At 42.3% G+C, this 25,376-nt stretch carries 23 protein-coding genes; 9 read left to right on the top strand and 14 right to left on the bottom strand.

The annotated features are described in order from the left end of the window. The first annotated feature begins 34 nt into the window (after window positions 1-34). The gene (locus F0361_RS10235; RefSeq protein WP_154918435.1) at window positions 35-805 is read left to right on the top strand and encodes a DUF6090 family protein; all 771 of its coding nucleotides are present in this window, start codon (window positions 35-37) and stop codon (window positions 803-805) included. Window positions 806-809: 4 nt separating this feature from the next. Here F0361_RS10235 and hemL read toward each other — a convergent pair whose 3' ends face one another. The 4 genes from hemL to F0361_RS10215 form a co-directional block, all read right to left on the bottom strand. Continuing rightward, complete coding sequence (gene hemL / locus F0361_RS10230; RefSeq protein ID WP_154918434.1) at window positions 810-2,093, bottom strand: glutamate-1-semialdehyde 2,1-aminomutase; 1,284 nt, start codon at window positions 2,091-2,093, stop codon at window positions 810-812. A gap of 3 nt (window positions 2,094-2,096) precedes the next feature. Continuing rightward, entirely contained in the window at window positions 2,097-2,942 is an 846-nt protein-coding gene (locus F0361_RS10225) for a glucosaminidase domain-containing protein (RefSeq protein WP_246160853.1), read from the bottom strand. An 86-nt stretch (window positions 2,943-3,028) separates the two neighbouring features. Beyond that, window positions 3,029-3,934, bottom strand: coding sequence for a 1-aminocyclopropane-1-carboxylate deaminase/D-cysteine desulfhydrase (locus tag F0361_RS10220; protein ID WP_154918432.1), 906 nt, complete (start codon window positions 3,932-3,934; stop codon window positions 3,029-3,031). Window positions 3,935-3,943: 9 nt separating this feature from the next. Beyond that, window positions 3,944-4,276, bottom strand: a complete 333-nt coding sequence (locus F0361_RS10215; protein WP_154918431.1) for a hypothetical protein — start codon at window positions 4,274-4,276, stop codon at window positions 3,944-3,946. A gap of 229 nt (window positions 4,277-4,505) precedes the next feature. Between F0361_RS10215 and F0361_RS18700 the strand changes: the two genes are divergently transcribed. Together F0361_RS18700 and F0361_RS10210 are read left to right on the top strand one after the other, a co-directional pair. Then, window positions 4,506-4,664, top strand: a complete 159-nt coding sequence (locus F0361_RS18700; protein ID WP_161598227.1) for a DUF5522 domain-containing protein — start codon at window positions 4,506-4,508, stop codon at window positions 4,662-4,664. A gap of 71 nt (window positions 4,665-4,735) precedes the next feature. Then, window positions 4,736-5,320, top strand: a complete 585-nt coding sequence (locus F0361_RS10210; protein WP_138257280.1) for a DUF4136 domain-containing protein — start codon at window positions 4,736-4,738, stop codon at window positions 5,318-5,320. A 112-nt stretch (window positions 5,321-5,432) separates the two neighbouring features. On the opposite strand, the gene F0361_RS10205 is transcribed toward F0361_RS10210, so the two are convergent. Beyond that, window positions 5,433-5,897, bottom strand: a complete 465-nt coding sequence (locus F0361_RS10205) for an Lrp/AsnC family transcriptional regulator (protein ID WP_240042661.1) — start codon at window positions 5,895-5,897, stop codon at window positions 5,433-5,435. A gap of 172 nt (window positions 5,898-6,069) precedes the next feature. On the opposite strand from F0361_RS10205, the gene F0361_RS10200 reads away from it, so the two are divergent. After that, entirely contained in the window at window positions 6,070-7,821 is a 1,752-nt protein-coding gene (locus F0361_RS10200; RefSeq protein WP_154918430.1) for an aromatic amino acid hydroxylase, read from the top strand. Between the two features lie 147 nt (window positions 7,822-7,968). Here the strand turns inward: F0361_RS10200 and F0361_RS10195 are convergent, their stop codons facing one another. From F0361_RS10195 to alaS, 8 genes are all read right to left on the bottom strand, one after another. Beyond that, entirely contained in the window at window positions 7,969-8,859 is an 891-nt protein-coding gene (locus F0361_RS10195; protein ID WP_154918429.1) for a PorP/SprF family type IX secretion system membrane protein, read from the bottom strand. Window positions 8,860-8,877: 18 nt separating this feature from the next. After that, window positions 8,878-13,155, bottom strand: a complete 4,278-nt coding sequence (locus tag F0361_RS10190; RefSeq protein WP_154918428.1) for a T9SS type B sorting domain-containing protein — start codon at window positions 13,153-13,155, stop codon at window positions 8,878-8,880. A gap of 4 nt (window positions 13,156-13,159) precedes the next feature. After that, entirely contained in the window at window positions 13,160-13,600 is a 441-nt protein-coding gene (locus F0361_RS10185) for a hypothetical protein (RefSeq protein WP_154918427.1), read from the bottom strand. Between the two features lie 567 nt (window positions 13,601-14,167). Continuing rightward, the gene (locus F0361_RS10180) at window positions 14,168-14,704 is read right to left on the bottom strand and encodes a Crp/Fnr family transcriptional regulator (protein WP_161598226.1); all 537 of its coding nucleotides are present in this window, start codon (window positions 14,702-14,704) and stop codon (window positions 14,168-14,170) included. Window positions 14,705-15,125: 421 nt separating this feature from the next. Beyond that, on the bottom strand, window positions 15,126-15,737 hold the full coding sequence (locus F0361_RS10175) for a DUF4230 domain-containing protein (RefSeq protein WP_154918425.1): 612 nt from the start codon (window positions 15,735-15,737) through the stop codon (window positions 15,126-15,128). Further along, a complete protein-coding gene (locus F0361_RS10170; RefSeq protein ID WP_154918424.1) occupies window positions 15,734-16,705 on the bottom strand; it encodes a GSCFA domain-containing protein in 972 nt (323 codons plus the stop codon). The genes F0361_RS10175 and F0361_RS10170 overlap by 4 nt, the downstream gene beginning before the upstream one ends. Before the next feature lie 77 nt (window positions 16,706-16,782). After that, the gene (locus F0361_RS10165) at window positions 16,783-17,640 is read right to left on the bottom strand and encodes a tetratricopeptide repeat protein (protein WP_154918423.1); all 858 of its coding nucleotides are present in this window, start codon (window positions 17,638-17,640) and stop codon (window positions 16,783-16,785) included. A 161-nt stretch (window positions 17,641-17,801) separates the two neighbouring features. Continuing rightward, entirely contained in the window at window positions 17,802-20,417 is a 2,616-nt protein-coding gene (gene alaS / locus F0361_RS10160) for an alanine--tRNA ligase (RefSeq protein WP_154918422.1), read from the bottom strand. 103 nt (window positions 20,418-20,520) lie between these two features. On the opposite strand from alaS, the gene F0361_RS10155 reads away from it, so the two are divergent. The 5 genes from F0361_RS10155 (at window position 20,521) to F0361_RS10135 (ending at window position 23,789) form a co-directional block, all read left to right on the top strand. Further along, entirely contained in the window at window positions 20,521-21,498 is a 978-nt protein-coding gene (locus F0361_RS10155) for a M23 family metallopeptidase (RefSeq protein ID WP_138257271.1), read from the top strand. Beyond that, window positions 21,498-21,827, top strand: coding sequence for a MerR family transcriptional regulator (locus F0361_RS10150; RefSeq protein ID WP_125222500.1), 330 nt, complete (start codon window positions 21,498-21,500; stop codon window positions 21,825-21,827). Before F0361_RS10155 ends, F0361_RS10150 begins: the two co-directional genes overlap by 1 nt. 68 nt (window positions 21,828-21,895) lie before the next feature. Then, entirely contained in the window at window positions 21,896-22,495 is a 600-nt protein-coding gene (locus tag F0361_RS10145) for a LemA family protein (protein WP_154918421.1), read from the top strand. 6 nt (window positions 22,496-22,501) lie between these two features. Further along, window positions 22,502-22,939, top strand: a complete 438-nt coding sequence (locus tag F0361_RS10140) for a TPM domain-containing protein (protein ID WP_138257269.1) — start codon at window positions 22,502-22,504, stop codon at window positions 22,937-22,939. Further along, entirely contained in the window at window positions 22,920-23,789 is an 870-nt protein-coding gene (locus tag F0361_RS10135; RefSeq protein WP_154918420.1) for a TPM domain-containing protein, read from the top strand. Before F0361_RS10140 ends, F0361_RS10135 begins: the two co-directional genes overlap by 20 nt. A 251-nt stretch (window positions 23,790-24,040) precedes the next feature. Here the strand turns inward: F0361_RS10135 and der are convergent, their stop codons facing one another. Further along, window positions 24,041-25,345 carry a ribosome biogenesis GTPase Der gene (gene der / locus F0361_RS10130; RefSeq protein ID WP_154918419.1) on the bottom strand — a complete coding sequence of 435 codons (1,305 nt, stop codon included), beginning with the start codon at window positions 25,343-25,345 and terminating at the stop codon, window positions 24,041-24,043. Between the last annotated feature and the right edge of the window lie 31 nt (window positions 25,346-25,376).

Below are 25,376 nucleotides of genomic sequence, written 5' to 3'. Positions count from 1 at the left end.
ACCTCCCCTCCCAAGAGGGAAAAAATAGGAGTATATGATAAAATTCTTTAGAAGAACAAGACAAAAACTATTGGCCGAAAAAAAAGTGGGTCGGTATTTAGCATATGCCTTGGGAGAGATTGTCCTGGTGGTCATTGGAATCCTGATTGCCCTTGCCATAAACAACCGAAACCAGCGGAACATTGACGCCAAAAATGAGCAAACCTATCTCTTGGGACTACAGGAAGAATTCAATATTAGTAAGAACAAATTGACTGAACTCATAGCCGTGAACAGGGCGAATATAGAAAGTGCCGAAAAAATAATAGGGCTGATGAACCAAAAGGACTCCCTACCCCTAGAAGAGGATTTATCCCAATTGCTATTAAATACGTTCATTTCGGATGTTGCCTTTAACCCGAACAATTCCTTGTTATTGGAAATTATCAACTCCGGAAACCTGAAGAATATTTCCAATCCTGATTTAAGAATCATGCTCACAAACTGGATCGCCACCATGGAGGATATTTCCAGACAGGAAGAGGATTTGCGCCATGAACGCGAAAACCTCCTCGATATTTTTAGAACGGACCAGTATAGCATCAAGACCGTACTGCAACAAACTGGCGTCTTAACAAGCCTTAAGACATCTCCAGACGGTGAGAGGGTCAGTAATTTAGGGGTGCTGTCCTCACAGGAGTTCGAAAATAAGCTGCTTCTATTTATAGTGACCTGTCATGCAACGGAAGACAACCATTATTCGCCACTGATGGGGTATATAGACGACATCTTAGAATCCATATCGTCCGAAATTCAGGAGAAATAATCAATTAATCCAGTTGTAATTTTTCCACCGCCTCTATGGTTTCGTCCAAGTCCTCATAGGACAAGGCATCGTTCAGAAAATAACTTTCAAAAGCGGACGGTGGTAGATAGATTCCCTGATCCAACATTCCATGGAAATACTTTTTAAACGTTTCGTTGTTTCCGGTGGCCGAAGATGCAAAATCCATCACCGGGCGGTCCGTAAAATGTACCGAAATCATGCTGCCAAAACGATTGATCTGATAGGGAATTCCTTTTTTATCCAGCGCTTTGGAAAGGCCGATGTGCAAATGGGCCGTTTTTTCCTGAAGGCTGGTAAATATCGCTGGATTGTTATTAAGTTCGGTCAACATGGCCAAGCCGGCACTCATGGCCAACGGGTTTCCACTTAAGGTACCGGCCTGATATACCGGTCCTTCGGGGGCCAAATACCCCATGATTTCCTTGCTGGCAGCAAAGGCACCAACGGGAAGTCCACCACCAATTACCTTTCCAAAACACAAAATATCCGCCTTGATTCCCAAGGCTTCCTGGGCTCCTCCCCTTCCAAGCCTGAAACCGGTCATGACCTCATCAAAGATCAAAAGGATATCATTTTGGGAACAGAGTTCCCGCAATCCATGGATAAAACCATCGGTAGGGATGATGCAACCCATGTTTCCAGCCACGGGCTCAATAATGACCGCCGCTATTTCTCCTTTATTGGCGCTTATCAAATTGGAAACACTTTCCAAGTCATTATATCTGGCCAATAGGGTATCCTTGGCCGTACCTTGGGTAACACCCGGACTATTGGGGCTTCCAAAAGTAACCGCACCGCTCCCTGCCTGAATCAAAAAGGAATCGGAATGGCCGTGGTAGCATCCGGCGAATTTGATGATCTTGTCCTTGCCCGTATAACCCCTTGCCAAACGAACGGCGCTCATACAGGCCTCCGTTCCGCTATTTACAAATCGGATTTTATCGATATTTGGAACCATGGAAACGGCCAACTTTGCCAATTCGGTCTCAATTTCAGTAGGCATACCAAAGGAAGTCCCTTTTTTTGCCTTCTCAATGATGGCATTTAAAACAGATTCATGCGCATGTCCCAAAATCAAGGGACCCCAAGATGCTATGTAATCTATGAGTCGGTTTCCATCTACATCATATAAATAGGCCCCTTTGGCCTCCTTCACGAAAATTGGATCGCCGCCTACGGCCTTAAAAGCCCTCACCGGTGAGTTTACACCGCCAGGTATGAATTGTTTGGCCTCTGCAAAAAGGGCACTACTTCTTTTGTAAATCATGTTCTATCTATTTACGGAGGTGGACTTGACCAAGAGCTTTTGGCCAATGGATAGACCGGAGTCCCTTAAATTGTTCATGCGCATCAACTCGTCCACGGAAACATAATATCTTTTTGAAAGGGAATACAGGGTGTCCCCTTTTTTCACAATATGAACGGCTTCACTTTCGGTAAGGACGACACGATCTTCGTCCTGGCCCGTATCCAAAACACCCCCGTCATATTTATAAAGCTGATGTTTTTCTATCAAATAAATCAGTTTCTGAGGATAACGCTTATCCGTTGCATAGCCCGCCTTTCTAAGACCGTGGGCCCACTTGCGATAGTCCGTTACCTTATAATCAAAAAGAAACGCGTACCGACTCCGAGTGGTCAAAAAAATACTATGGTCCCTGAAGGAATACATGGGATGATTGTATTTTCTAAAACATTCGCCCTTGGCATCGTCATCGTGGAAATCATAGTCTCCCTGCCATCCGGTATGGCATTTTATACCAAAATGATTGTTGGTCTTCATGGCCAAATCCCCTTTACCATAGCCACTTTCCAAGAGCCCTTGGGCCAAGGTGATGCTGGCGGGAATTCCATAGGCCTTCATTTCCAGTTGGGCGATTTCCGAAAAAGTAGCGATGTATTCATCAATAGTTTCAATCCGAAACTTTACGAACTCACCCGAATCCTCAGGCATGCTGGGGTCCCTATCTGTAGCCGCGTTTGAAGGTTTCCCATGACTTCTCCTACTTTCGGCTTGCACCTGTTGGGTACGGTTTTTATCGGACAAAGATTTCTTGGATTTACACCCAACAACCCCAACGAGCAACAAAAAGAGTATTATTATTTTCCTTCTCAAAATAAAATTAAGTTCAATTTTATAAGGTTTAAACATTGTTCTTCATAGAAGTAGTAATCTTGCCATACAAAATCCCCCAAGGAGGGTCATATATCCAACAAAGGTAAATTTTTATTACGCAACACAAGGTTCATTCCAAAAATGCCCTGCAAGCCTCCCGTATGTATGGCCAAGATTCGCGTTCCCGGTGCAAAATTATCATTCCTTACCATATCCAACAACCCGTACATCATTTTTCCCGTATACACTGGGTCAAGGGGGATGCCCGTTTGTTGTTTAAACCGATTAATAAAATGTACCAATTCTTCATTTATCTTGGCATATCCGCCAAAATGATATTTTTGGTTCAAGCTCCAATTCTTCTTTCCAGAAAGCTTTTTTATTTCGGTCGATAGAAAATCGCCCTTTAAAACAGGGAACCCCAAAACTTGCTGATTATTGCCCGACACATTGATCAACCCCGTCATAGTACCACCTGTACCTACGCAAACACAGATAAAATCGAATTCCGTATCCAATGGATGGAGGATTTCCTCACACCCCTTTATGGCCAAATCGTTGGTTCCCCCTTCGGGTATTGGGTAGAAATCCCCAAATTCATTTTGCAAGGAAATCAAAAACTCCGGTTCGCTTCGCTGTCTATAAATTTCCCTGGAAACGAATTTGAAACGCATTCCGTTTTCATGGGCCCGCTTTAGAGTTGGGTTTTCACGCCACGTATTCACCAGTTCCTCCCCTCGAATGACACCAATGGCTTCTAAATTAGCGATTTTGGCTGCTGCCGAAGTAGCTGCGATATGATTGGAAAAAGCCCCACCAAACGTCACAATCTTAGTGTGTCCAGATTCCTGGGCCTTTAATATATTGTATTTGAGCTTTCTAAATTTATTTCCTGAAATGAGCGGGTGGATCAAATCCTCACGCTTTATGGCAAGAACAACCTGCTTTTCCCTTAGAATTGGGAGTTCTACATATTGATTTTCAACCTGCAAATTGATGTATTACCTATAAAAAAAGTATTTCATAAAACTAAAAGGCCTTCTATGCTCCAAATAATCCGGTGTATGCTCGTTCCTATATGCTTCACGTTCAAAACTTAGATTTTGGTAGGCCTTGTAGGTATCCAAATAGTACAATGAGCGTATTGCCCATTCAAAAGCATATAGCACGTAAAACGGAATTATCAAAAGTTCCCGTTGTTGTCTTAAGTGAATTTTTTCATGATTGATTAAGTCCTTGTCGTTCTTGAGTGTATCATGTTTCAAAAAGATGAATGGCCAAAGGGAGAGCCCCACGTAGTTTTTATAAAAGAAGTGTTTAAAAACCAATATCATAGACCTAATTGTTCTATTCCAATCAAAGATACTTGTAAAAAACAAGGATTAAAAGGATGTCCTTTGATGTTGCCAACAATTGTACCGTTTTCCCAACCTATGCTAAATCTCCGTTAAACAAGGACATTTATACCGTAAAGGACACAGGTTATCAACAGAATTATTTTAATTTTATTCTAGATTGGGCAACAAATTTGAGAGTTTTGAAGCTTCCAATTTAACGCATTTGATGAAAAAAATTATTCCGATAGAAGATGGCGATTTTTATTGGTCGGACGAAGGTTATAGGGTTTTTACACGACAGTATCACCTAAAGCGAGGCTTCTGCTGCGAGAGTGGTTGCAGACACTGTCCGTATGGATACGACCCCAAAACGAACCGACAATAATCGGTTCTTCGGCATGATTTTTGAAGCTATTTTACAAAGAAATAATTCCATAAACAGATAAATCGATTGCTATGAAAAACTTAAAATTTCTATTGCTGATACTATTGGGATTGGTGTTCTTGAGCTCCTGTTCTTCGGTTCGGGTACTTTCGGACTACAACCAAGAAGCCAATTTTAACGAATATAAATCCTATGCCTTTTATAAAACAGGAATCGATAAGGCCCAAATATCCGATTTGGACAAAAAGAGAATCCTGTATGCCATTGAGGACGAAATGGCCTCAAGAGGTTTCGTAAAATCTGAAAATCCTGATTTATTGATCAGCATTTTTACAAAGGAAGAGGAACGCGTTGATGTCTACAACAACAACTTTGGTTGGGGTTGGGGCGGCGCCTGGGGCTGGGGACCTGCTTGGGCCTGGGGTCCAGGTTGGGGCTGGGGCTGGGGAGGCTGGGGCCCGAATGTTAGCACCCGAACCCAAGGTTCCCTCTACATAGACCTTATAGACACTAAAAACAGGGAACTGGTATGGCAAGGAAAAGGCGAAGGCACACTGGCCAATACGAAGAACATTGAAAAGAAAGAACAGCGCATCAAGGAGTTTGTTTCACAGATTTTGGAACAATATCCGCCCAACTCCGTGGCCGTTCGATAGGAATTATTTCTTTGGAAAATCCATGCCCTTTCCTGTAAGTGAAAGGGCTTTTTTTATGAAGTGATTTAAAATTTTTGGATTGAAGCGAAAATTGAAAAAGCTTAAACCACTTCTATAATAAAGGAAAGTGCTGACTATTCTTCGCCTCGTTCAGCACAAAGGCACTTTTTACAGCCCCGATATTCGGTAAGGTAGCAATCCTCGTTTTTGCAAAATCATAATAGGCATCCAAGCTTCTTACGGTTATCTTCAGCAAAAAATCAAATTCTCCACCCACCACATAACATTCCGTTACTTCATTAAAGAGTGAAACGTTTTCCAAAAAATCGTCCATAAGACTTCCTTTTTGGGCATCCAAGGAAACAAAACTGAAAACCGTAATGCTAGGTTCAATTTTAGAGGTATCCAACACGGCCTTGTAATTCTTTATAAAACCCTCGGATTCGAGCCTTTTTATACGCTCGTATACAGGAGTTTTTGTCATTCCCAATTGGTCGGCAATCGTTTTGGCCACGGTTTTGGCATCCTTTTCCAAGATTTTTAAAATCTGTCTGTCAATGGTATCCAGTTTTTCCATGATATTTTTTCCTTTTGTTGATGGTTCTCCATGCATCAAAAACCAACAATTTCCTATAATAATAACAAATAAAGGGAATATTCACGTAGATAATAAATTTTAACAGCTACTTAAACCTATATATACTAATTTTATTAGTACCCGGTATAAGAACTCGTTAAGATAGAATACCATGAATTACGAAAGCAATCCCATACTGGACAAACTGCCCAAACATTTAAAGCAGTACATAAAACCACAACATTATGAGCACTACACGGCCATCAATCAGGCGGTTTGGCGGTACGTAATGCGAAAGAATGTGGATTATCTCAGTACCGTTGCCCATGAATCCTACACACAAGGTTTAAAGAGAACTGGGATTTCCATAGAAAGTATTCCCAATATGTACGGTATGAACCGTATCCTTAAGGATTTGGGCTGGGCGGCGGTCGCCGTGGATGGTTTTATACCTCCGGCAGCCTTTATGGAATTTCAGGCATTTAATGTTTTGGTCATTGCTTCGGACATCCGGCAGCTCGAAAACATTGAATACACCCCCGCGCCGGACATAATCCACGAAGGAGCGGGACATGCACCCATAATTGCCAATCCAGAATATGCCGCTTACCTAAGAAGATTTGGGGAAATTGGTAGCAAGGCCATCTCGAACGCCAAGGATTTTGAGCTTTATGAAGCCGTTAGACATCTGTCCATAATCAAGGAAGCCAAAGGAACGACAAAGGAAGAAATAGTGAAAGCTGAAAAACGCGTGGACGAACTCCAACAAAATATGGGCGAACCCAGCGAAATGGCTTTAATCAGGAACCTACATTGGTGGACCGTGGAATATGGCCTAATAGGTACTCTAGAGAATCCGAAAATCTATGGGGCCGGACTCCTATCGAGTATTGGGGAGAGTGCATGGTGCATGACGGACAAGGTCAAGAAAGTACCCTACTCCATCGAAGCGGCACATACCCCCTTTGACATTACCCAACCCCAACCCCAACTTTATGTGACACCAGATTTCGCATTTTTAAGCCAAGTACTGGAGGACTTCGCCAATACGATGGCCTTGCGAACCGGCGGCCTGAGCGGACTTCAAAAACTTATTGATTCGAAAGATTTAGGTACGATTGAACTTAGTACGGGATTGCAGGTATCAGGTAATTTTGAAAGCGTCATTGCACATAATGGGGAGCCCATTTATTTTCAGACCAAAGGAAAATCGGCACTAGCGTTTCGGGAAAAGGAATTGGTAGGACAGGATATCAATCAACATGCCACAGGATTTGGATCCCCAATCGGAAGACTTAAGGGAATCAATATTGCCATTGAAGATATGAGTCCCCGGGATTTAAAAGCCTATAATATTTATGAAGGAAACGACGTCTCCCTAGAATTTGAAGGCGGTATCAGTATCAGCGGAAAAATTGTAACGGGTACCAGAAACCTACAGGGACAAATCATCCTCATCACTTTTGAGCACTGTAAAGTCACCCATAACGATCAGATTCTCTTTGAGTCCAAGGACGAACTGTACAATATGGCCATTGGGGAACGGATAGTCTCTGCCTATCATGGCCCTGCCGATTTAAAAAGCTTTGATCTGTTAAACCATGAACTAAGCAGTTCCAATCCAAAAGCGAAAGGTTCCAAGGATGAGGAATTGGAAAATCTCTACCAACAAATTAGGGATTATAGAAACGGTAAAAATACGACCATTTCAAGGAATAAAGTTTTTAAGGTACTTACTAAGAAATATCCTTTGGATTGGCTGCTTTCTGTGGAATTATATGAACTGGCAGTAGGAAACCAGGATTTGGATTTTGCCAGTGATATAAAGGCCCATTTGAATTCGATCAAATTGGAAAATCCGAAGTTAGGCCATCTGATCGATGACGGCATTGCGCTGACGGACGCCCAATTCATTGAAAAATAAACAAGCTCAGAACAAATTTACGAGACATTCGTAAGAAACGAACTTTTTGTTTCGAAGTAAGCCTCGGGTTAATAAACCTGTTGGCGGGGCCAATAAAAAAAGCCCTTGACCTTTGGTCAAGGGCTTTTTAGAAAAACACCAAACTACCTATAATAAGAATCTCATGAAGACCTCATGTGTTCCCTGGTCAAGACCATCGATTGGTCTCTGCCAGGCATTCTCATAGGCATAGCCCAATTGGAACCCGTTCGAAACCTTAAAGAGAAAAAGTCCGCTTATGCTTTCATTATACCGATATCCGGCACCAAGGGTAAATCTCTCCGCAAGGTCCAAAAGACCTGTAAGTTCATAGGAAAGCGGAGATGCATCTACATATCTAATCATACCCAAGGCCTGCAATTTGGTACTTCCACCCAAAAGGAAATCGTAACCACCTCCAAGATAAGCGTGCATCCTGTCGGCGCCAAGAAATGCATTTCCATTGGCTTCCTGAAGCCTATCAGGTGTCAAAATCTTTGGCGCGGAGAGAGATATAAAATACTTTTCATTTTTTAGATAGATACCAGCACCTACGTTCGGTGTAAAACGGCTTTCAAAGTTCATCAACGATCCGTCCTGACCAACGCCGTAGGTCAAAAGACCTTGGGTATTGGCATCGTAGGAGTTAGCACTCGCCTTTAGTCCAAAATACAACTGGTTATCTTCATCAAGGTCGATGTGGTAGGAAAAGTCCACCGCCATCCATGTTTGGGTCTCAATAAAGGTTTTGTCATTTAGGATGCTAACGCCTAAACCGACCTTATTGCCCACGGGCATACCAAAAATGGCACTCTGGCTTTCTGGGGCACCTTCGATGCCCGCCCATTGGCTCCTGAGCCCAAGGACAAACTCCACACCTTCTGAACTTCCTGCAAATGCGGGATTGTAAATGTTCATGTTATACCGATAAAAGGTGTAATTTGGATCCTGTTGACTCCAAGCCCTAACTGAAGAAAGCAGCACGAACAGGACAATAATTGAATTTATAATTCGTATCATTTTTACTTTTTTAATTTGTTAATAATTGATGAACAACCATCCTTGGATGGGTTTTGAACCATCGCCCAAGTCTATGACATACATGTAGGACCCTGAAGGGAGTTTCTCACGGTTGTCCTTGTAAAAACCCTCCCAGTTATTTTTATAGGAGTGTATGGCGAATACTTCGTGTCCCCATCTGTTGAAGACTTTCACCACGTTGTTGGGGTAGTTGTCTATTCCAGGAATCACCCAAGTATCGTTGTTCCCATCACCATTCGGTGTAAAGGCTTCGGCTGGTACCAGTGTGGGTTCCTTTTCGATGGGGAATGCATCTACTTCGTCCATCACTCCATCACCGTCATCATCCATGTCTTCATTATCACCAATACCGTCATTATCCAAATCCGAATCCTCATTTGGATCTAACGGGAATTTATCAGCTTCATCATTGGTTCCATCATTGTCATCATCGCTATCGGAATTATCGCCAGTGCCGTCACCGTCCGTGTCCGTATCCTCGTTGGGATCCCATGGAAAGGCATCCTCATCATCTAACGTACCGTCATTGTCATCATCCGTATCCGAATTATCCCCTTGGCCATCGCCATCGCTGTCCACGCTCTCATTTGGGTCATCTGGGAAAGCATCATCTACATCAGGCACACCATCGTTGTCCCTATCTTCTGATTCGCCGTAGGGATATAGATCCTCATCATTTGGAATTCCGTCCCCGTCAATATCATCGTCGGCATTGTCCCCTGTTCCGTCCCCGTCCGTATCGGTATCCTCGTTCTCGTCCAACGGGAAATCGTCCTCAGAATCCGGTGTACCGTCGTTGTCATCATCATCATCCGCATTGTCGCCTGTTCCGTCACCATCGGTATCGGTATCCTCGTTCTCGTCCAATGGGAAATCATCTTCCGAATCCGGTGTACCGTCGTTGTCGTCGTCCTCATCTGCATTGTCGCCTGTTCCGTCACCATCGGTATCGGTATCCTCGTTCTCGTCCAATGGGAAATCATCTTCCGAATCCGGTGTGCCGTCGTTGTCATCGTCGTCATCGGCATTGTCGCCCGTTCCGTCCCCGTCTGTATCGGTATCCTCGTTGGGATCTAACGGGAAGGCGTCCTCAGAATCCGGTGTACCGTCGTTGTCGTCATCGTCGTCAGCATTGTCGCCGGTTCCGTCACCATCGGTATCGGTATCCTCATTGGAATCTAATGGGAAGGCGTCCTCAGAATCCGATGTGCCGTCGTTGTCATCGTCGTCATCGGCATTGTCGCCCGTTCCGTCCCCGTCCGTATCGGTATCCTCATTGGGATCTAACGGGAAGGCGTCCTCAGAATCCGGTGTGCCATCGTTGTCGTCATCGTCGTCAGCATTGTCGCCGGTTCCGTCCCCGTCCGTATCGGTATCCTCATTGGAATCTAATGGGAAGGCGTCCTCAGAATCCGATGTGCCGTCGTTGTCATCGTCGTCATCGGCATTGTCGCCCGTTCCGTCCCCGTCCGTATCGGTATCCTCGTTCTCGTCCAATGGAAAATCGTCCTCGGAATCCGGTGTGCCGTCGTTGTCATCGTCGTCATCGGCATTGTCCCCGGTTCCGTCGCCATCCGTATCGGTATCCTCGTTCTCGTCCAATGGAAAATCGTCCTCGGAATCCGGAGTACCGTCGTTGTCATCGTCGTCATCGGCATTGTCGCCCGTTCCGTCCCCGTCCGTATCGGTATCCTCGTTCTCGTCCAATGGAAAATCGTCCTCGGAATCCGGAGTACCGTCGTTGTCGTCGTCGTCATCGGCATTGTCGCCGGTTCCGTCGCCATCGGTATCGGTATCCTCGTTCTGGTCCAACGGGAAATCATCCTCGGAATCCGGTGTACCGTCGTTGTCATCGTCGTCATCGGCATTGTCGCCCGTTCCGTCACCATCGGTATCGGTATCCTCGTTCTCGTCCAACGGGAAATCATCCTCGGAATCCGGTGTACCGTCGTTGTCATCGTCGTCGTCACATAGGTCGCCCATACCATCGCCATCGGTATCTGTTTGGTCAGCGTTAGCAAGATTGAGACAATTGTCCATAGAATCATTGATTCCATCACCGTCTTCATCGGTATTATCCTGAATGGTGATCGTGAAACTTTTTTCAAAACTATTTCCTTCCGAGTCCGTGGTTGAAACCCTTAAAGAATATGATGCTTTTGTTTCAAAGTCAAATACTTCTCCTGCCTCAAGGTCATTTCCATTTATAACAAAAGAAGTATTGTCAGTATCTCCAGATCCCGTTACAAAGACATACGTATGTGTATCACTAACATCTTCATCCGTGGTGCTAAAAGACCCTATTATTTGGTTAGCAACATTGTCTTCTTGAATCGTATTCTGCGAAATTGAAATATCAGTCGGTGGATTACTTATGTTTAAAATTGGGTTTACCGTAAACTTGTAGTACAATCTTCCAAAAAGATTACCCGCCCCTCCATCTGTTTCTCCTTCGCAGCTAAAATAAACACCTTGAAGACCAGTTCCGGATGGATTTCCAGAAGATTCTTTCAAAACCACATAATAATCTTCATTGGCGTCCAATTCAATATTGGAAGTGAACGTAAACTGTACTTCGGTTGCAGGAGTATTAGTTGACATAGTTATCGTCTCAGAGGTACCCAGCAACGAGTTGAATTTCACTCCGGGACTGGCAGACGCTGGATTATTATCCGTTTCATGTAATTCAAGAAACAAATCATAAGCATTATTAAGATCAGTGTTGTCCAGTTTTAAGGTTACCGTATTTAGTATTCCGTCTTCACTTGGCGTTAGTGTCTGCCATGCCCCAGACCATCCGGTACTACAGTTTCCTGAAGTGTCCGAAATCTCTGATTCGATGGAAGCCGTACCACTTTCATTTGTCAATTCTATATAAAAATCTTCTGCCCCGGCAGGTACTATTATTTCAACAGTTTCTGAATCTATTACCGTGTAGGTAGCATTTATGCCCCCAATAGTAACACCAGAGGTAGTAAGCAAATTGTATCCAGAAATTGTAACCGTTTCGCCATAAGCTGCAGTTTCTGGAGTAAACGAATCCAGAACTGGTAGCGCCTCTTTTGTATGTAAATCTTCACTGATAATTTCAGTGAAAACAAAATCCACTCCATCAAAGTATTCCGATACAAAATAAAAATCGTAATCCGTATGGGCAGCTAACCCGGTGAGATTAAAGATATGTTCTACATCTGCCTGCATAGAAGCATTTCCTGAAGAAATAGGCGTAACTCCACTGTAGTCAGTACCTGCCTTAATTTGGGCTTCCGTTGGAGCCGTGGCCCCATCAGGAACCAATACCCAATAACCTGTACCCGCTTCCGCTGTTCTAGCAGCATAGTCCGCAGCGTTATAGGTAATGTTATCGAACGCACCTATGGCAGCACTTGCCACCCTAGCGATTATCTCATCAATTTCAGGTAGGGTACCGGCCCCGTAGTACCATATAAGCTCATCGCTTTCATTTACGTCCAAATCATCAAACCTTACGTAAAGCGCATATGAACCATCACCCGTTTGGGTTATAAGATTCGTTGCTGGATTTTGATTCGTGGAATTCGTAAAACTACAGCAACTGTTAATAGTGGAATAAGCCCTATCGGAATTACTGAAAAATAAAATGGCCTCCTGTGCCGTAGATATTTTTATCGCTTTTGCCTGATCTGCTTGGTTATCCAACGCAACAAATTCTTCGTCGATCAGATTTCCCCTAGTTTTGGTCGGCTGATCGGTACCGCCTACATAATCATCCCGGGTACCCACCCATAATCGAACATTGGAAGCTGGAGACCCACTGGTATTTGTTATTTTCACCTTTATACCAATGTATCCCTCTGGTTGCAGAAGCTCATAAATATTTTCGACCATGAACGTTTGACCATTGATCGATATAGTACCAGAAGTTTTTATTTGGCCATATCCATCGCCAGTTGTGGGGTTGGTAACCGTAAAATTACTGTAGTCATAGGTTTGACCTCCTAAGGCTGGATTCTGTATTAAAGTTCCGTTAATGTTCCAATTATTAGTGCCATCACCACCAACACCCCATTGAATATCCAAAGGATATGTACTGTATGTCAGTTTCCTATAAACAGATCCATTGTAATAAAAGGGCTGCTCCATATTTCCAGCGGAGTTAATGGAACTCTGCGCACCGTTTCCTATTCTTAATCGATCATTGTTCAATATTCTATTGGTTTGTGCCAACAGGTTGGTTACATTGAAAAACAATCCAAAAAGGAGAAGAATACCGATTTTCGTAAATTTTGCATTCATACCGTTATAGTTTATTGGTTAAAACCCAGGCTAGATTTTGCTTGGTAAATTGAAATTCGGCGTTTGAGTTGTATTCAATACCGTTACTTTTTTTAGAAAGGTAGATTCTGACCAAGGCCTTGTCCTCCTCGATATTCAGCGTATGAACCCGAACCATGGGAAAATCACCAATACTTTCAACTTGGTTCTTTTGAATTATTTCAAAGGGAATACCGTTTATCGTAAAATTCTCCGGTAGATTTAAAACAACTCCATGATCAAGTAGATAAATTTTTGATACCTCATTTGGGTTCATTTCCAATTCACTCCAAAGATTTTCATCTGAAATTGCTATGGATAGAAGTTCTTGAGGGGTGCTTACTCCATCACTTTCTTGGGATGATATCTTCTGTACCCAAACAGAAAGAAGGAGAGTTAAAGCGAGTAGGATTTTTTTTGGTTTCATAGGGTTAAAGGATTTAAGGTTAGCCTACCTTTTTTAACAAATAGGCCTAGAATTAATATTGGTATTACTTGTTGTTTTTAAAATTCTCATTATCAAGAGATTAAAAGTGTTTTTTAATTTTACTTATGCCCTTAAAAATTTTGAGAAAGGCGCAGGAAATCCCAGGCCCCTAAATGGGGCTTTTAAAATTTATGGTATCTAGATACCATAGGTCAATAAATTTTCGGGATTAGAGAGTAAAGGTCGAGGTTACTTTATCATACTATTTATTGTGGGTCGGTTTATCATTTTTGCCAAATACATTTTAACTTGTGTACTACAGAAAAGTTTAAATTTTCCTTTTAATTTGTAAGAAAACGCTTATAATATTTTCTTATTACAAATTATTTTTTGAGGAATTGACATATGTCAATTTAAAGTATTTTCTTACAAAAATGATTTTTTGATACTTTGAGTAAAAGAAATGAAAAAGTGAAATACAATCTTTTGATAATCAAAAACTTACTACTTCAAAATACATTAAAATATCGATGAAGTGTGATATTTTACCGATGAAGAACATATTTTTTAATTATCGCTATATTTTTTTAACAAACGGCTCAGGGTTTCCGGTCTCATGGCCAAAAAGGAAGCTAAATATTTCTTTGGTATGCGCTTCGCATAGTCCTTTTTACTATGTTCCATAAAATAATCAAGCCTATTTTTTGCAGATGGGATTCTGGCCAACAAAACTCTATGTTCAGAAAGCCTGTAGTATTCTTCTAACATCATCCTACTTATATGGTTCATTTCAGGGAAACGCCTCAGACAGTATCTGTAGTCCTTATACTCCAAGTAATCACAGTAAGTATCTTCTATACATTGGATATTCTCCATGGCCGGCTTATTTCCGAAAAAACCTGTGATCGATGTAAATACTTCATTTTCACTATCCACCCAAGTGGTAATTTCCTCTCCCCCGCTATTAAAAAAACCTCTAACCATACCCTCCTTAAGCAAATACAGCCTTTCACATTTCTCTCCGGTCCTAACTACAAATTCATTTTTACGAAACTGACAACTTTTTATTTTGTCACTAAGAAAAGACCTTAATTCATTTCCCATAGGATAAATAGAGTTGAGAAAAATAATAATGTAAAGATTTTTTTCTGCTGGCGAGGAGGCGGACATTGAAAACAATATAAGTTATGTATATCAAAAATACACAAAACCTCAAGTAGGGCAAGGGACTTTTCGTGGTATAAAGGCAATCTAAAAATAAAAAATCCTTCAAAAGAAAGACAAAGCATATGCAGAAGTATTACTTAGTTCCCCTGAAAAGGTTATATCCAAAAAACACTATCACTTAATAACTCATTTGAAATAGCGTTTTTAAAGGTTTGATCAAAAAAGTTATTTTTAAAGAGTAATTTATAGTTAAATCAGAACACGGGCTTACCGAATACACTTTTGGTAGAAATATTTTGAAAGACCTCTTGTAAACCTTATAAATAGGTGTTTTGACCCAACTCATAGCCCAAAGATGTCAAGGCAAAATAGTGAAGTCGGCTGCAGATTCTATACTTCTATCTTGATAGACTAGCGTCCAACCCAGACTATTGGTAAGTACGTAAAATTTTTGTAGCTCGCTCAATAACCTATTCTTGGCGTTAGTCCACAACGTGGAAGCTTCCACTTTTTTAAGCAGCGAGTTCCTTATATTTCGTTTTATGGTGTTGTAATCCCCAGCATCAAACTGATTTAGATAATCAGCGGTAACATCGTAATATTCAAAATCTGGGTTCAGCTTGATTTCGGGTTCCGGGATACCGGTTATTTTGAGGGTTTTATTGGGTTCGTCCAGCTCAAAGGTAACCTTGCTTAAGTCATAGGAGATGCTGACATCGGCATTTACTACCACCAATGCTTTTTTATCCGCTGTAAGCAAAGGACCAAAAAGCTCTTTTGAATCCTTGTAATTGTAAACTTCTGCAAAGTGACCTTCCGTAACAATGAGCTTGGAAACATTTTCAATTTGGGTTTGTATGAGCATGGAATTCTCTTCCAAAATAGCTTTGGAGGCCTTTTCGTCCTTGCAGGACCTGATGATGAAAACTACCGCCAAAGTTATCAGCACGCCGGCTAAAAAACGTTTCATGAAGAAGAATTTTCAAAATTCATAAAGGGATATCTCTGTTTAATATACGCAATTTTTTGGTCGAGGGTTTTTAGGAATTTCTGATGCCCCTCCGATTGTTCATCGAAGGGTCTGTGCGCCAAGCCCTTTTGAATTTCTGCTACCTTCGCCATCGCCTCACCTACTTCCTCCGAAATCCAAACGCTTCTAAATTTCTCCCAGATATAGTCGATGGCCAACACATTGGGGTGTACCATATCCTCTTTATAAAAACGATAGTCCCTAAGTTCATCCATCATGATTTCGTAGCTGGGGAAATAAAGCCCCCTAGCCCCCAAAGGGGGAACTCCAACCGTTGCGTGTATGGCTGATATGAGTACCGATTTACTTCGTTGGTTTTCAATAAAACCATCCTTTAAATGGCGTACGGGGGAGATGGTAAATATAATCTGTGCTTCTGGGTTTACGGCTTTGATACTGTTAACGGTAGCGGTTATGGAGGTAACTATCTCATTTTCTTTCAGCAGTGTTTTTTGAAATTCGCGTTGGGGCACTTTATGGCAGTTGGCCACTAGAATATTTTTTTCTAAATGCCGATAGACCCAAGCGGTGCCCAAGGTAATCGCAATGTGGGATGCTTCACTTACGTATTTGTTGGTCTCCAATACCGCCGAATTCAAACGCTCCAAAAGTACCTCCTTGTTACTTGAACTCAGTTCCGAATGTGCCTCAAAACATTGCCAACGTCCCTGAAACTGAAAAATATCCCTTTCCGTGTATTCATATTTGTCGACCGCTTTTTTGACAAGATTTTCAATGGCCAGGGGATGAAATAAAATACCAAAGGGGTTTTGCAAAACCGGAAACTTGAAATACGCCAATTTATCCCCCATATTCTGGGAAAAACAAGACCCTAATATCAATATCTTGCTGGAATAATCTATAGGATTATTTGCTTTTGATAAAGGTATTTGTGTCTGGAGTTTCATTTTCTATAGTTTGATTTCCAATAGTTTGATCAGTATTGGAGACTCCAAAGGTTTTAAAAACCTTTGGGGTCTTTTTACTACTTATTGTTACCGGCCAAAGGACTCAGTTTATGAAAGACCTGGTAGGGATATATTACGTAATATACTTGATCCTCGTTTATAGTATTTTCCCTGTTTTCCTTTGCCATTCTTAAAGCAAGTTCCGCCTCGTCTTTATTTCCCATTTTATAGTGAGAAATTCCTTTATAGTAAAGTGCATCACCAAAATTTGTATATACTTTCAAACTCGTATCAAAAAATTCTATTGCTGATTCATACTCTTTTAACTCATAGGCAGCTACCCCTAAATAAAACCAATCCAGATAATGGCATGCCTCTTCGGGAGGTTCGTTCGGAAAATCTTTAAACTGCTGGTCCCTACTTCGAATTAGAAAGTCTTTTGCTTTTATAAATTGGTTCAATTGTAGGTAGCTAATCCCAATATAGAAATTGTATGTGTGGTCCATTACATAGCGGTCACCAAATTTATTCTTAGCCTCCAAAAACTCTAGAATGGATTCCTCATACTCTTTTGAGAACAAACATTTCACGAATGCGCTGTAATCCAAATACTTGACCGAATCATATAGGACGGCCTTCGCTAAGAAAGGTTTGCCCAATGAATATTTTCTTTCCTTATATAGGGGCATTGCCTTTTGCTGCCAGATGTAGGCGGTATCTGGCTTAATCAACAAAATGGAATCAAGATATTTTTGTCTTTCTTGGGAATATACCCCTGATTGATTCGCTTTTGACCAATAGTCCTGAATTCTTAGTGAATCTTCATTAGAAATAGGTGGTGATTTCTCGTAAACGGATTTTTCTTTGTTTTTGGAAATAGGCTCTGAACAAGATGAAAGCAGCAGAAGAAAAACAATCAGAATCTCATATTTCATTTATTTATTTTTTATAGGAAGATTATACTGAGCATTCTATTATTATTTTCCAATCTTTTCCATGCCCCCAAAGGTTTTAAAAACCTTTGGGGTCTTACTATTTGGGCTTGCGACTTATAAAAAATATTCCAACTGGGATCTATTGGTTTCAGAACTTCACATTAGCCCAAGTATTCCAAAGCCTTCTCCATGGCGTCGGGAATTCCTGCCGGATTTTTCCCTCCCGCCGTTGCAAAGAAGGGCTGGCCGCCGCCACCTCCTTGAATGTATTTGCCCAATTCCCGAACAATGGTACCTGCATTCAGATTTTTGCTTGCAACCAATTCTTTGGAAATATAACAGGAAAGCAGGGCCTTCCCATCCTGCTCGGTGGCAAAAAGTAAAAATAGGTCGGATTGGTTTTGTCCCATTTCAAAACTGAGGTCCTTGATGCCCGCGGCATCCAGATCAAGCTTCTTGATTAGATATCGCACCCCGTTTTTCTCCTGTAGTTCACTCTGCAAATCGCCTTTAAGGTTTTTTGCCTTGTCTTTTAAAAGCGCAGCGATCTGCTTCCTTAAATCGGAATTCTCGTCCTGCAGACTTTTTACTGCTTTCACGGCATCCTGCGGATTTCCTAGTGCTTCGGTTATTTCGGTCAATGATTTATTGCTTTCGGCATAGAAATCCTTTACGGCGTCACTGGTAATCGCTTCTATCCTGCGTATTCCTGCGGCCACCGCTCCTTCCGACTTAATTTTAAAATGCCAGATATCAGAGGTGTTCTTCACATGGGTCCCCCCGCACAATTCAATGGATTTCCCAAAACGGATGGTACGTACAGCATCGCCATATTTTTCCCCGAACAGGGCCATCGCCCCATTTTCCAAGGCTTCCTTTATAGGTACGTTCCGCTGTTCCTCCAGCGGCAATTGGCCCGTTATCCTCGCATTGACAAAGGATTCCACAGCCTCCAATTCCTCCTTGGTCATTTTGGAAAAATGGGAGAAATCAAATCGCAGGTATTTGGAATGTACGGCGGAACCTTTCTGTTCCACATGTGTTCCCAAGATTTCGCGCAATGCCTGATGCAGCAAATGGGTCGCTGTATGATTGGCTTCGGTGCGCTGACGTTGTTTGCTGTCCACGACCGCTTTAAAGGTTCCTTCCAATTTTTTGGGAAGGTTTTTGGCAAAATGTACGATTTCGTTGTTTTCCCTTTTAGTGTCAACGATATACACTACATCGCCATCGGGGGATTCCAAATAGCCCTTGTCCCCTACTTGACCGCCACCCTCTGCGTAAAAAGGTGTCAGATTAAAGACAATTTGATACTGCAACCCTTGTTTTTTGGACTCCAACTTTCTATATTTTACTATTTTTACATCGGCCTCCAACCTATCGTACCCTACAAACTCCTGCTCAGCATCGGACTGTAAATTCTCCCAATCACCCTTAGAAGTTTCCGAAGCCGTTTTGGAACGGGTTTTCTGTTCCTGCATGGCAACATTAAAACCATCTTCGTCCAAGGAAAAACCTCTCTCACTTAAGATCAAGGCGGTAAGGTCTATTGGAAATCCGTAGGTATCGTAAAGTTCAAAAGCTTTTCTACCGTCTACCGTTTTACCCTTGGTTTTTTCAATGATGGTATCCAACAGCACCAATCCCTGATCCAAGGTTTTTAAAAAACTATGTTCCTCTTCCTTGATAACATTTTCAATGAGCTGCTTTTGTTCTGACAGTTCTGGAAATGCCTCGCCCATACTTTGGGTAAGTACGTTTACTAAGCGGTACATAAAAGGTTCCTTGGTCCCTAAAAAGGTAAAACCGTACCGTACTGCACGGCGTAAAATACGTCTAATGACATAGCCTGCACCTGTATTGCTGGGCAATTGCCCATCTGCAATGGAAAAAGAAACCGCCCGTATATGGTCTGCAATTACTCGAATGGCAATATCCGTAGGTTCGTCCTTTCCATATTTGGCATCGGTGATAATCTCTATTTCCCGTATCAGGGGTGTAAAAACATCCGTATCGTAGTTGGATTTTTTGCCTTGCAAGGCCATACAGAGTCGCTCGAACCCCATGCCCGTATCCACATGTTTGGCCGGTAACGGTTCCAGGGATCCATCGGCCTTACGGTTATACTGCATGAAAACCAGGTTCCAGATTTCCACGACCAAAGGGTGGTCCTTGTTCACCAAACTTGCTCCGGATACTTTCTTTTTTTCTTCATCGGAACGCAGGTCGACATGAATTTCGGAACATGGGCCACACGGACCTTGGTCGCCCATTTCCCAAAAGTTGTCCTTTTTATTGCCCATGATGATCCTATTGGCAGGAACGATCTTGTTCCAAATGGCATAGGCCTCGGCGTCCTTTTCCAGTGTATCGGCATCCTGGCTTCCCTCAAAAACGGAAACATACAGACTGTCCTTGTCCATTTTGAAGACTTCGGTCAACAATTCCCAGGCCCAGGTAATGGCCTCCTCCTTAAAGTAATCCCCAAAACTCCAATTGCCCAACATTTCGAACATGGTATGGTGGTAGGTATCCTTGCCCACCTCTTCCAGGTCGTTGTGCTTTCCACTCACGCGAAGGCACTTTTGCGTATCCACCACCCGGGTGTTTTTGGGTTCGTTGATTCCCAAGAAAAACTCCTTGAACTGGTTCATTCCCGCATTGGTAAAAAGGAGGGTTGGATCATCCTTTATGACCATGGGCGCAGAGGGTACAATTTTGTGTTTTTTACCTTCAAAAAATGTTAGGAACTGGGTTCGTATATCCTTGGAATTCATCTAAAATGCTAAGCTTTTACAAATTTTAACTGTTTGTAGAAAACAATTTTTATATTTGTTTGTTATGTTAAAATAAACCACAAAAATAGGATAAAATAGCTTCATGTCTAAAGTAAAGTACTATTACGATCCGGATACGCTTTCCTACAGAAAGATCGAGCCTGAAAAATCGAAGCGATACAGAAATATCGCGTTTTTCTTTTTAGGTTCCTTCCTTTTTGGAATGCTCGGGTTGATTTTACTCTTGAACACGAATGTTATAAATACCCCTCGCGAACTTTCCCTGCAACGGGAGGTTAAGAACTACGAACTTCAATTTGAGCTCCTGAACAAAAAAATGGAACAGATTGAAGATGTTCTGGCCAATATTGAGGATAGGGACAATAACATATACCGATTGTATTTTGAAGCGAATCCGATTCCAGAGGAGCAACGACGAGCGGGCTTTGGAGGTGTAAACCGATACAAATCCTTGGAGGGATTCAACAACTCCGAAATGGTCATTGCCACCACACAGCGATTGGACATCATTAAAAAGCAGATGGCCATCCAGTCCAAATCTTTGGACGAGATTACCAAACTAGCCGAAGAAAAGGAGAAACTATTAATGTCCATACCCGCCATACAGCCTATAAACAATGAGGACCTTACACGTATGGCCTCTGGTTTTGGATGGCGCTCAGACCCTTTTACGAAGGCACGAAAAATGCATTATGGAATGGACTTTACCGCTCCAAAGGGAACACCCATCTATGCGTCGGGCAATGGAGAAGTGACTCGGGCAGACAACAATTCGTCCGGGTACGGAAAGCATATCCGTATTGACCATGGTTATGGATACCTAAGTCTTTATGGGCACTTGAGCCAGTATAACGTAAAAGTTGGACAAAAGGTAAAAAGAGGGGACCTCATTGGTTTCGTTGGTAGCACCGGTCGTTCAGAAGCCCCACATCTGCATTACGAGGTTTGGAAGGACGGCGACCGTATCAACCCAATTAATTTCTACTACGGAAGCTTGTCTCCGGAGGAATTTGAAAACATGTTGAAATACGCCAACCAAGAAAACCAATCCCTGGATTAATGCAAGTAGAACTTCCTGAAAAAAGATATTACGGGATTGGCGAAGTGGCCAGGGCATTTGGTGTAAACACTTCTTTGATTCGGTTTTGGGAGAAGGAGTTTGACGTGCTACAGCCCAAAAAAAATGCCAAGGGTAACAGGAAATTCACCCCCCAGGACATTAAGAACCTTCAATTGATCTACCACTTGGTAAAGGAAAGGGGCTTCACTTTGGACGGTGCCAAAATACACCTAAAGGAAGAAAAACAAAAGACCCTGTCCAATTTTGAAATCATTCAAAAACTGGAGCGCGTAAAGGCGGAGCTAATCAAAATAAAGGAACAGCTCTAAAAGCTGTAACAAAAGCTTTCTTTGGCATACTAACTGGATAACCATTATAAACACTAATACTATTGACAATGAAAAAAGGATTAATTGCCCTAATTGTGCTTGCCGTACTTGCCTTTGGAATCTACCAATGGGCGGTTGGTTTTAACAACACGGCCATTGCACTCAAAGAAACCTCCACCAAAACGTGGGCGAACGTGGAGAGCGCCTATCAACGAAGAAACGACCTTATTGGAAATTTGGTAAAGACCGTACAGGGAGCTGCAGACTTTGAACGCGGTACCTTGACGGATGTAATCGAAGCACGTGCAAAAGCAACCTCCGTGAACATTGACCCTACCAATATTACCCCGGAACAATTGGCGAATTTCAATGAGGCACAAAGTGGACTTAGCGGAGCCTTAAGTAGATTATTGGTCACCGTGGAACGATACCCAGACCTTAAGGCCAATCAAAATTTTCTGGAGCTTCAGTCCCAATTGGAAGGAACGGAAAATAGGATCAACGTGGCCAGGGACCGTTTTAACGCCACGGTTGAACCCTACAATTTGCACATCAAGAAATTTCCAAATTCGATTTTGGCAGGAATTTTCAATTTTGATGAATTGGCTTATTTCAATGCCGAAGCAGGATCGGAACAAGCACCCGATGTGAATTTTGAATTTGAATAAAAGCCGATGTCCAAAGTAGAGGATTTTTTGACCCAGGCCGAAGAACAGGAAATTGTAGCGGCCATCTTGGAAGCGGAAAAAGATACTTCTGGAGAAATTAGGGTGCACATAGAGGCACACACAAGGGAAAACCATTACGAACGTGCCAAGGAAATTTTCCACCTATTGAAGATGGACAATACCAAGGAAGGCAACGGTGTGTTGATTTATGTTGCCGTACACGACAAAAAATTTGTCATCTGCGGGGACAAGGGCATTAACGATGTTGTTCCCAAAGGCTTCTGGGACTCTACCAAGGACATCATTGAAACACACTTTAAAAAAGGGCAATTTAAACAAGGGTTGGTTGCAGGAATTTTGGAGGCAGGAAAGGAGCTAAAAGTACATTTTCCTTGGCATGCCAATGACACAAACGAACTGAGCAATGAGGTTTCAAAAGGATAAAAAGCCTCCCTTAACCCCTCCAAAGGAGGGGAATTCCGTTACGTGCACGGGTGCGTTAAGTTTTTTAAAAAGCTTTCCCCAAAAATTACTAGCAGTCTTCTTAATTTTTGTTTCCTGTCTTGCATATGGACAGTTCGAGATACCGCCGAAACCTTCCCTGCAAACCAGTGTTTACGATTATGTGAACCTGTTGCCCGAAGGGCAAAAAAAGGCATTGGAACAGAAATTGATTAGGTATTCGGACAGTACGTCCACCCAAATTGTTATGGCCATCATTGCCAGCACCGAGGGTGAAAACATTAACTACTTGGGGGCGCAATGGGGTCAAAAATGGGGCATCGGGCAAAGTCGTAAGGATAATGGAATATTGGTCATTCTTGCGAGGGACGATCGTAAAATTGCCATAAACACGGGATATGGCGTAGAAGGCTCCCTGACGGATGCCATGTCGCGCCGCATAATTCAGAATATCATTATCCCTGAATTCAAGAAAGGAGACTATTATCAAGGACTAAATTTAGGTGCAGATGCCATTTTTCAAGTCCTCAATGGCGAGTTCAAGGAGGACAGAACTTTTGACGAAACGAAGGGACCCCCGCTTTCTTCATTTTTACCTTTTCTAATTTTTCTAATCATTCTTTTCATTCTATGGAGTCGCAAAGGTGGAAATAATGGTCGTGGAGGTAGAAGGCGTGGATTAAGCCCATGGGATGTAATCATATTGAGCAATATGGGAAGAAGCGGCTCTTCCGGGGGTGGATTTAGTGGTGGAAACTTTGGTGGAGGAGGTTTTGGCGGTGGATTTGGCGGTGGCGGATTTGGCGGCGGAGGTGCCTCTGGAGGTTGGTAAGTTGGTTGTTTGAATTCGCTAGAAGCTATTCGCTACACACTGTACGCTTTACATCAAATTGTTCACGGGTTAATAATCGATACAAAAAGGTACTTGTCCATTGTTGAGATAAACTCAATAATACTCTACTTATTGACAACTGGACTACTGCTAATGACTTATGAACAATAACTTTCAATCATTCGGTGTTTAGCTTTTAGCAAAAAAAACACTTTTCACTTTTCATTTCCTATCTCCTAACTCCTTATAAATCATTTCTTCCTCATAAAAACGGTAATGGGAACACCCGTAAAATCAAATTCTTCACGAATCTTATTTTCCAAGTATCTTTTATAGGGATCCTTCACATACTGTGGTAGATTACAAAAAAAGGCAAATTGCGGATAAGGCGTAGGTAGCTGGGTACAGAACTTAATCTTAACATACTTGCCTTTATGGGCAGGTGGCGGATAATTCTCGATCAAGGGAAGCATGACATCATTAAATTCCCGCGTCTTGATTTTTTTGCTTCGATTCTGATATACCTCGACGGCTGTTTCGATGGCCTTAAAAATACGTTGTTTGGTCAATACGGAAATGAACAAAATTGGGACATCCGTAAAAGGCTCAATAGCCTTTTTGATAGCTTTTGTGTATTCCTTTATCGTATTGGTTTCCTTATCTGCCACCAAGTCCCATTTATTGACCAGAATCACAATTCCCTTATTGTTCCTGGCGGCCAACCAAAATATATTTTCAACTTGACCGTCAAATCCACGCGTGGCATCCAATAGTAACAAACACACATCGCAATGTTCAATGGCTCTTACGGAGCGCATCACGGAATAAAATTCCAGATCTTCCTTAACCTTCGATTTCTTTCGAATACCGGCCGTATCCACCAAATTGAATTCAAACCCGAATCGGTTATACTTTGTATCGATACTGTCCCGGGTAGTTCCGGCAATATCGGTAACGATGTATCGTTCTTCACCAATTAGGGCATTGATAAATGAAGATTTTCCTGCATTGGGCCTTCCAACAACGGCAAATCTTGGAAGTTCACTTTCTTCCTTTACGGATTCAGGCAGTTTTTCTACCAAGGCATCCAGCAATTCTCCTGTGCCGCTTCCATTTATACTGGATAATGTATAAAAGTCGCCAAGCCCCAAAGAATAAAACTCGACGGCATCCTCTTCGCGCATGGCATTGTCCACTTTATTGACGGCCAAGAAAACAGGCTTGTTTACGCGTCTCAATAATTTTGCTACATCCTCGTCCATTCCGGTCACACCGGTTTCCACATCGACCATAAAAATGATGGCATCCGCTTCTTGTATGGCCAATTCTACCTGCTTATCGATTTCCTGCTCGAAAACATCATCGCTTCCCAGCACGTAACCCCCTGTATCAATAACAGAAAATTCCTTTCCGTTCCAGTCGCTTTTCCCGTAATGACGATCTCGGGTCACCCCGCTTACGGCATCCACGATAGCCTCCCTGCGCTGAATTAATCGATTAAAAAAAGTCGACTTACCCACATTAGGCCTTCCTACAATAGCGACTATAGCACCCATAACATTTATTTGGGGGCAAAGGTAGTAATTA

It is taken from the genome of Maribacter flavus, assembly GCF_008386635.1.
In the GTDB taxonomy this organism is placed as follows: domain Bacteria; phylum Bacteroidota; class Bacteroidia; order Flavobacteriales; family Flavobacteriaceae; genus Maribacter; species Maribacter flavus.
Note: the sequence above shows the minus strand (reverse complement) of the source record. Positions and strands in the feature narration are given on the sequence as shown.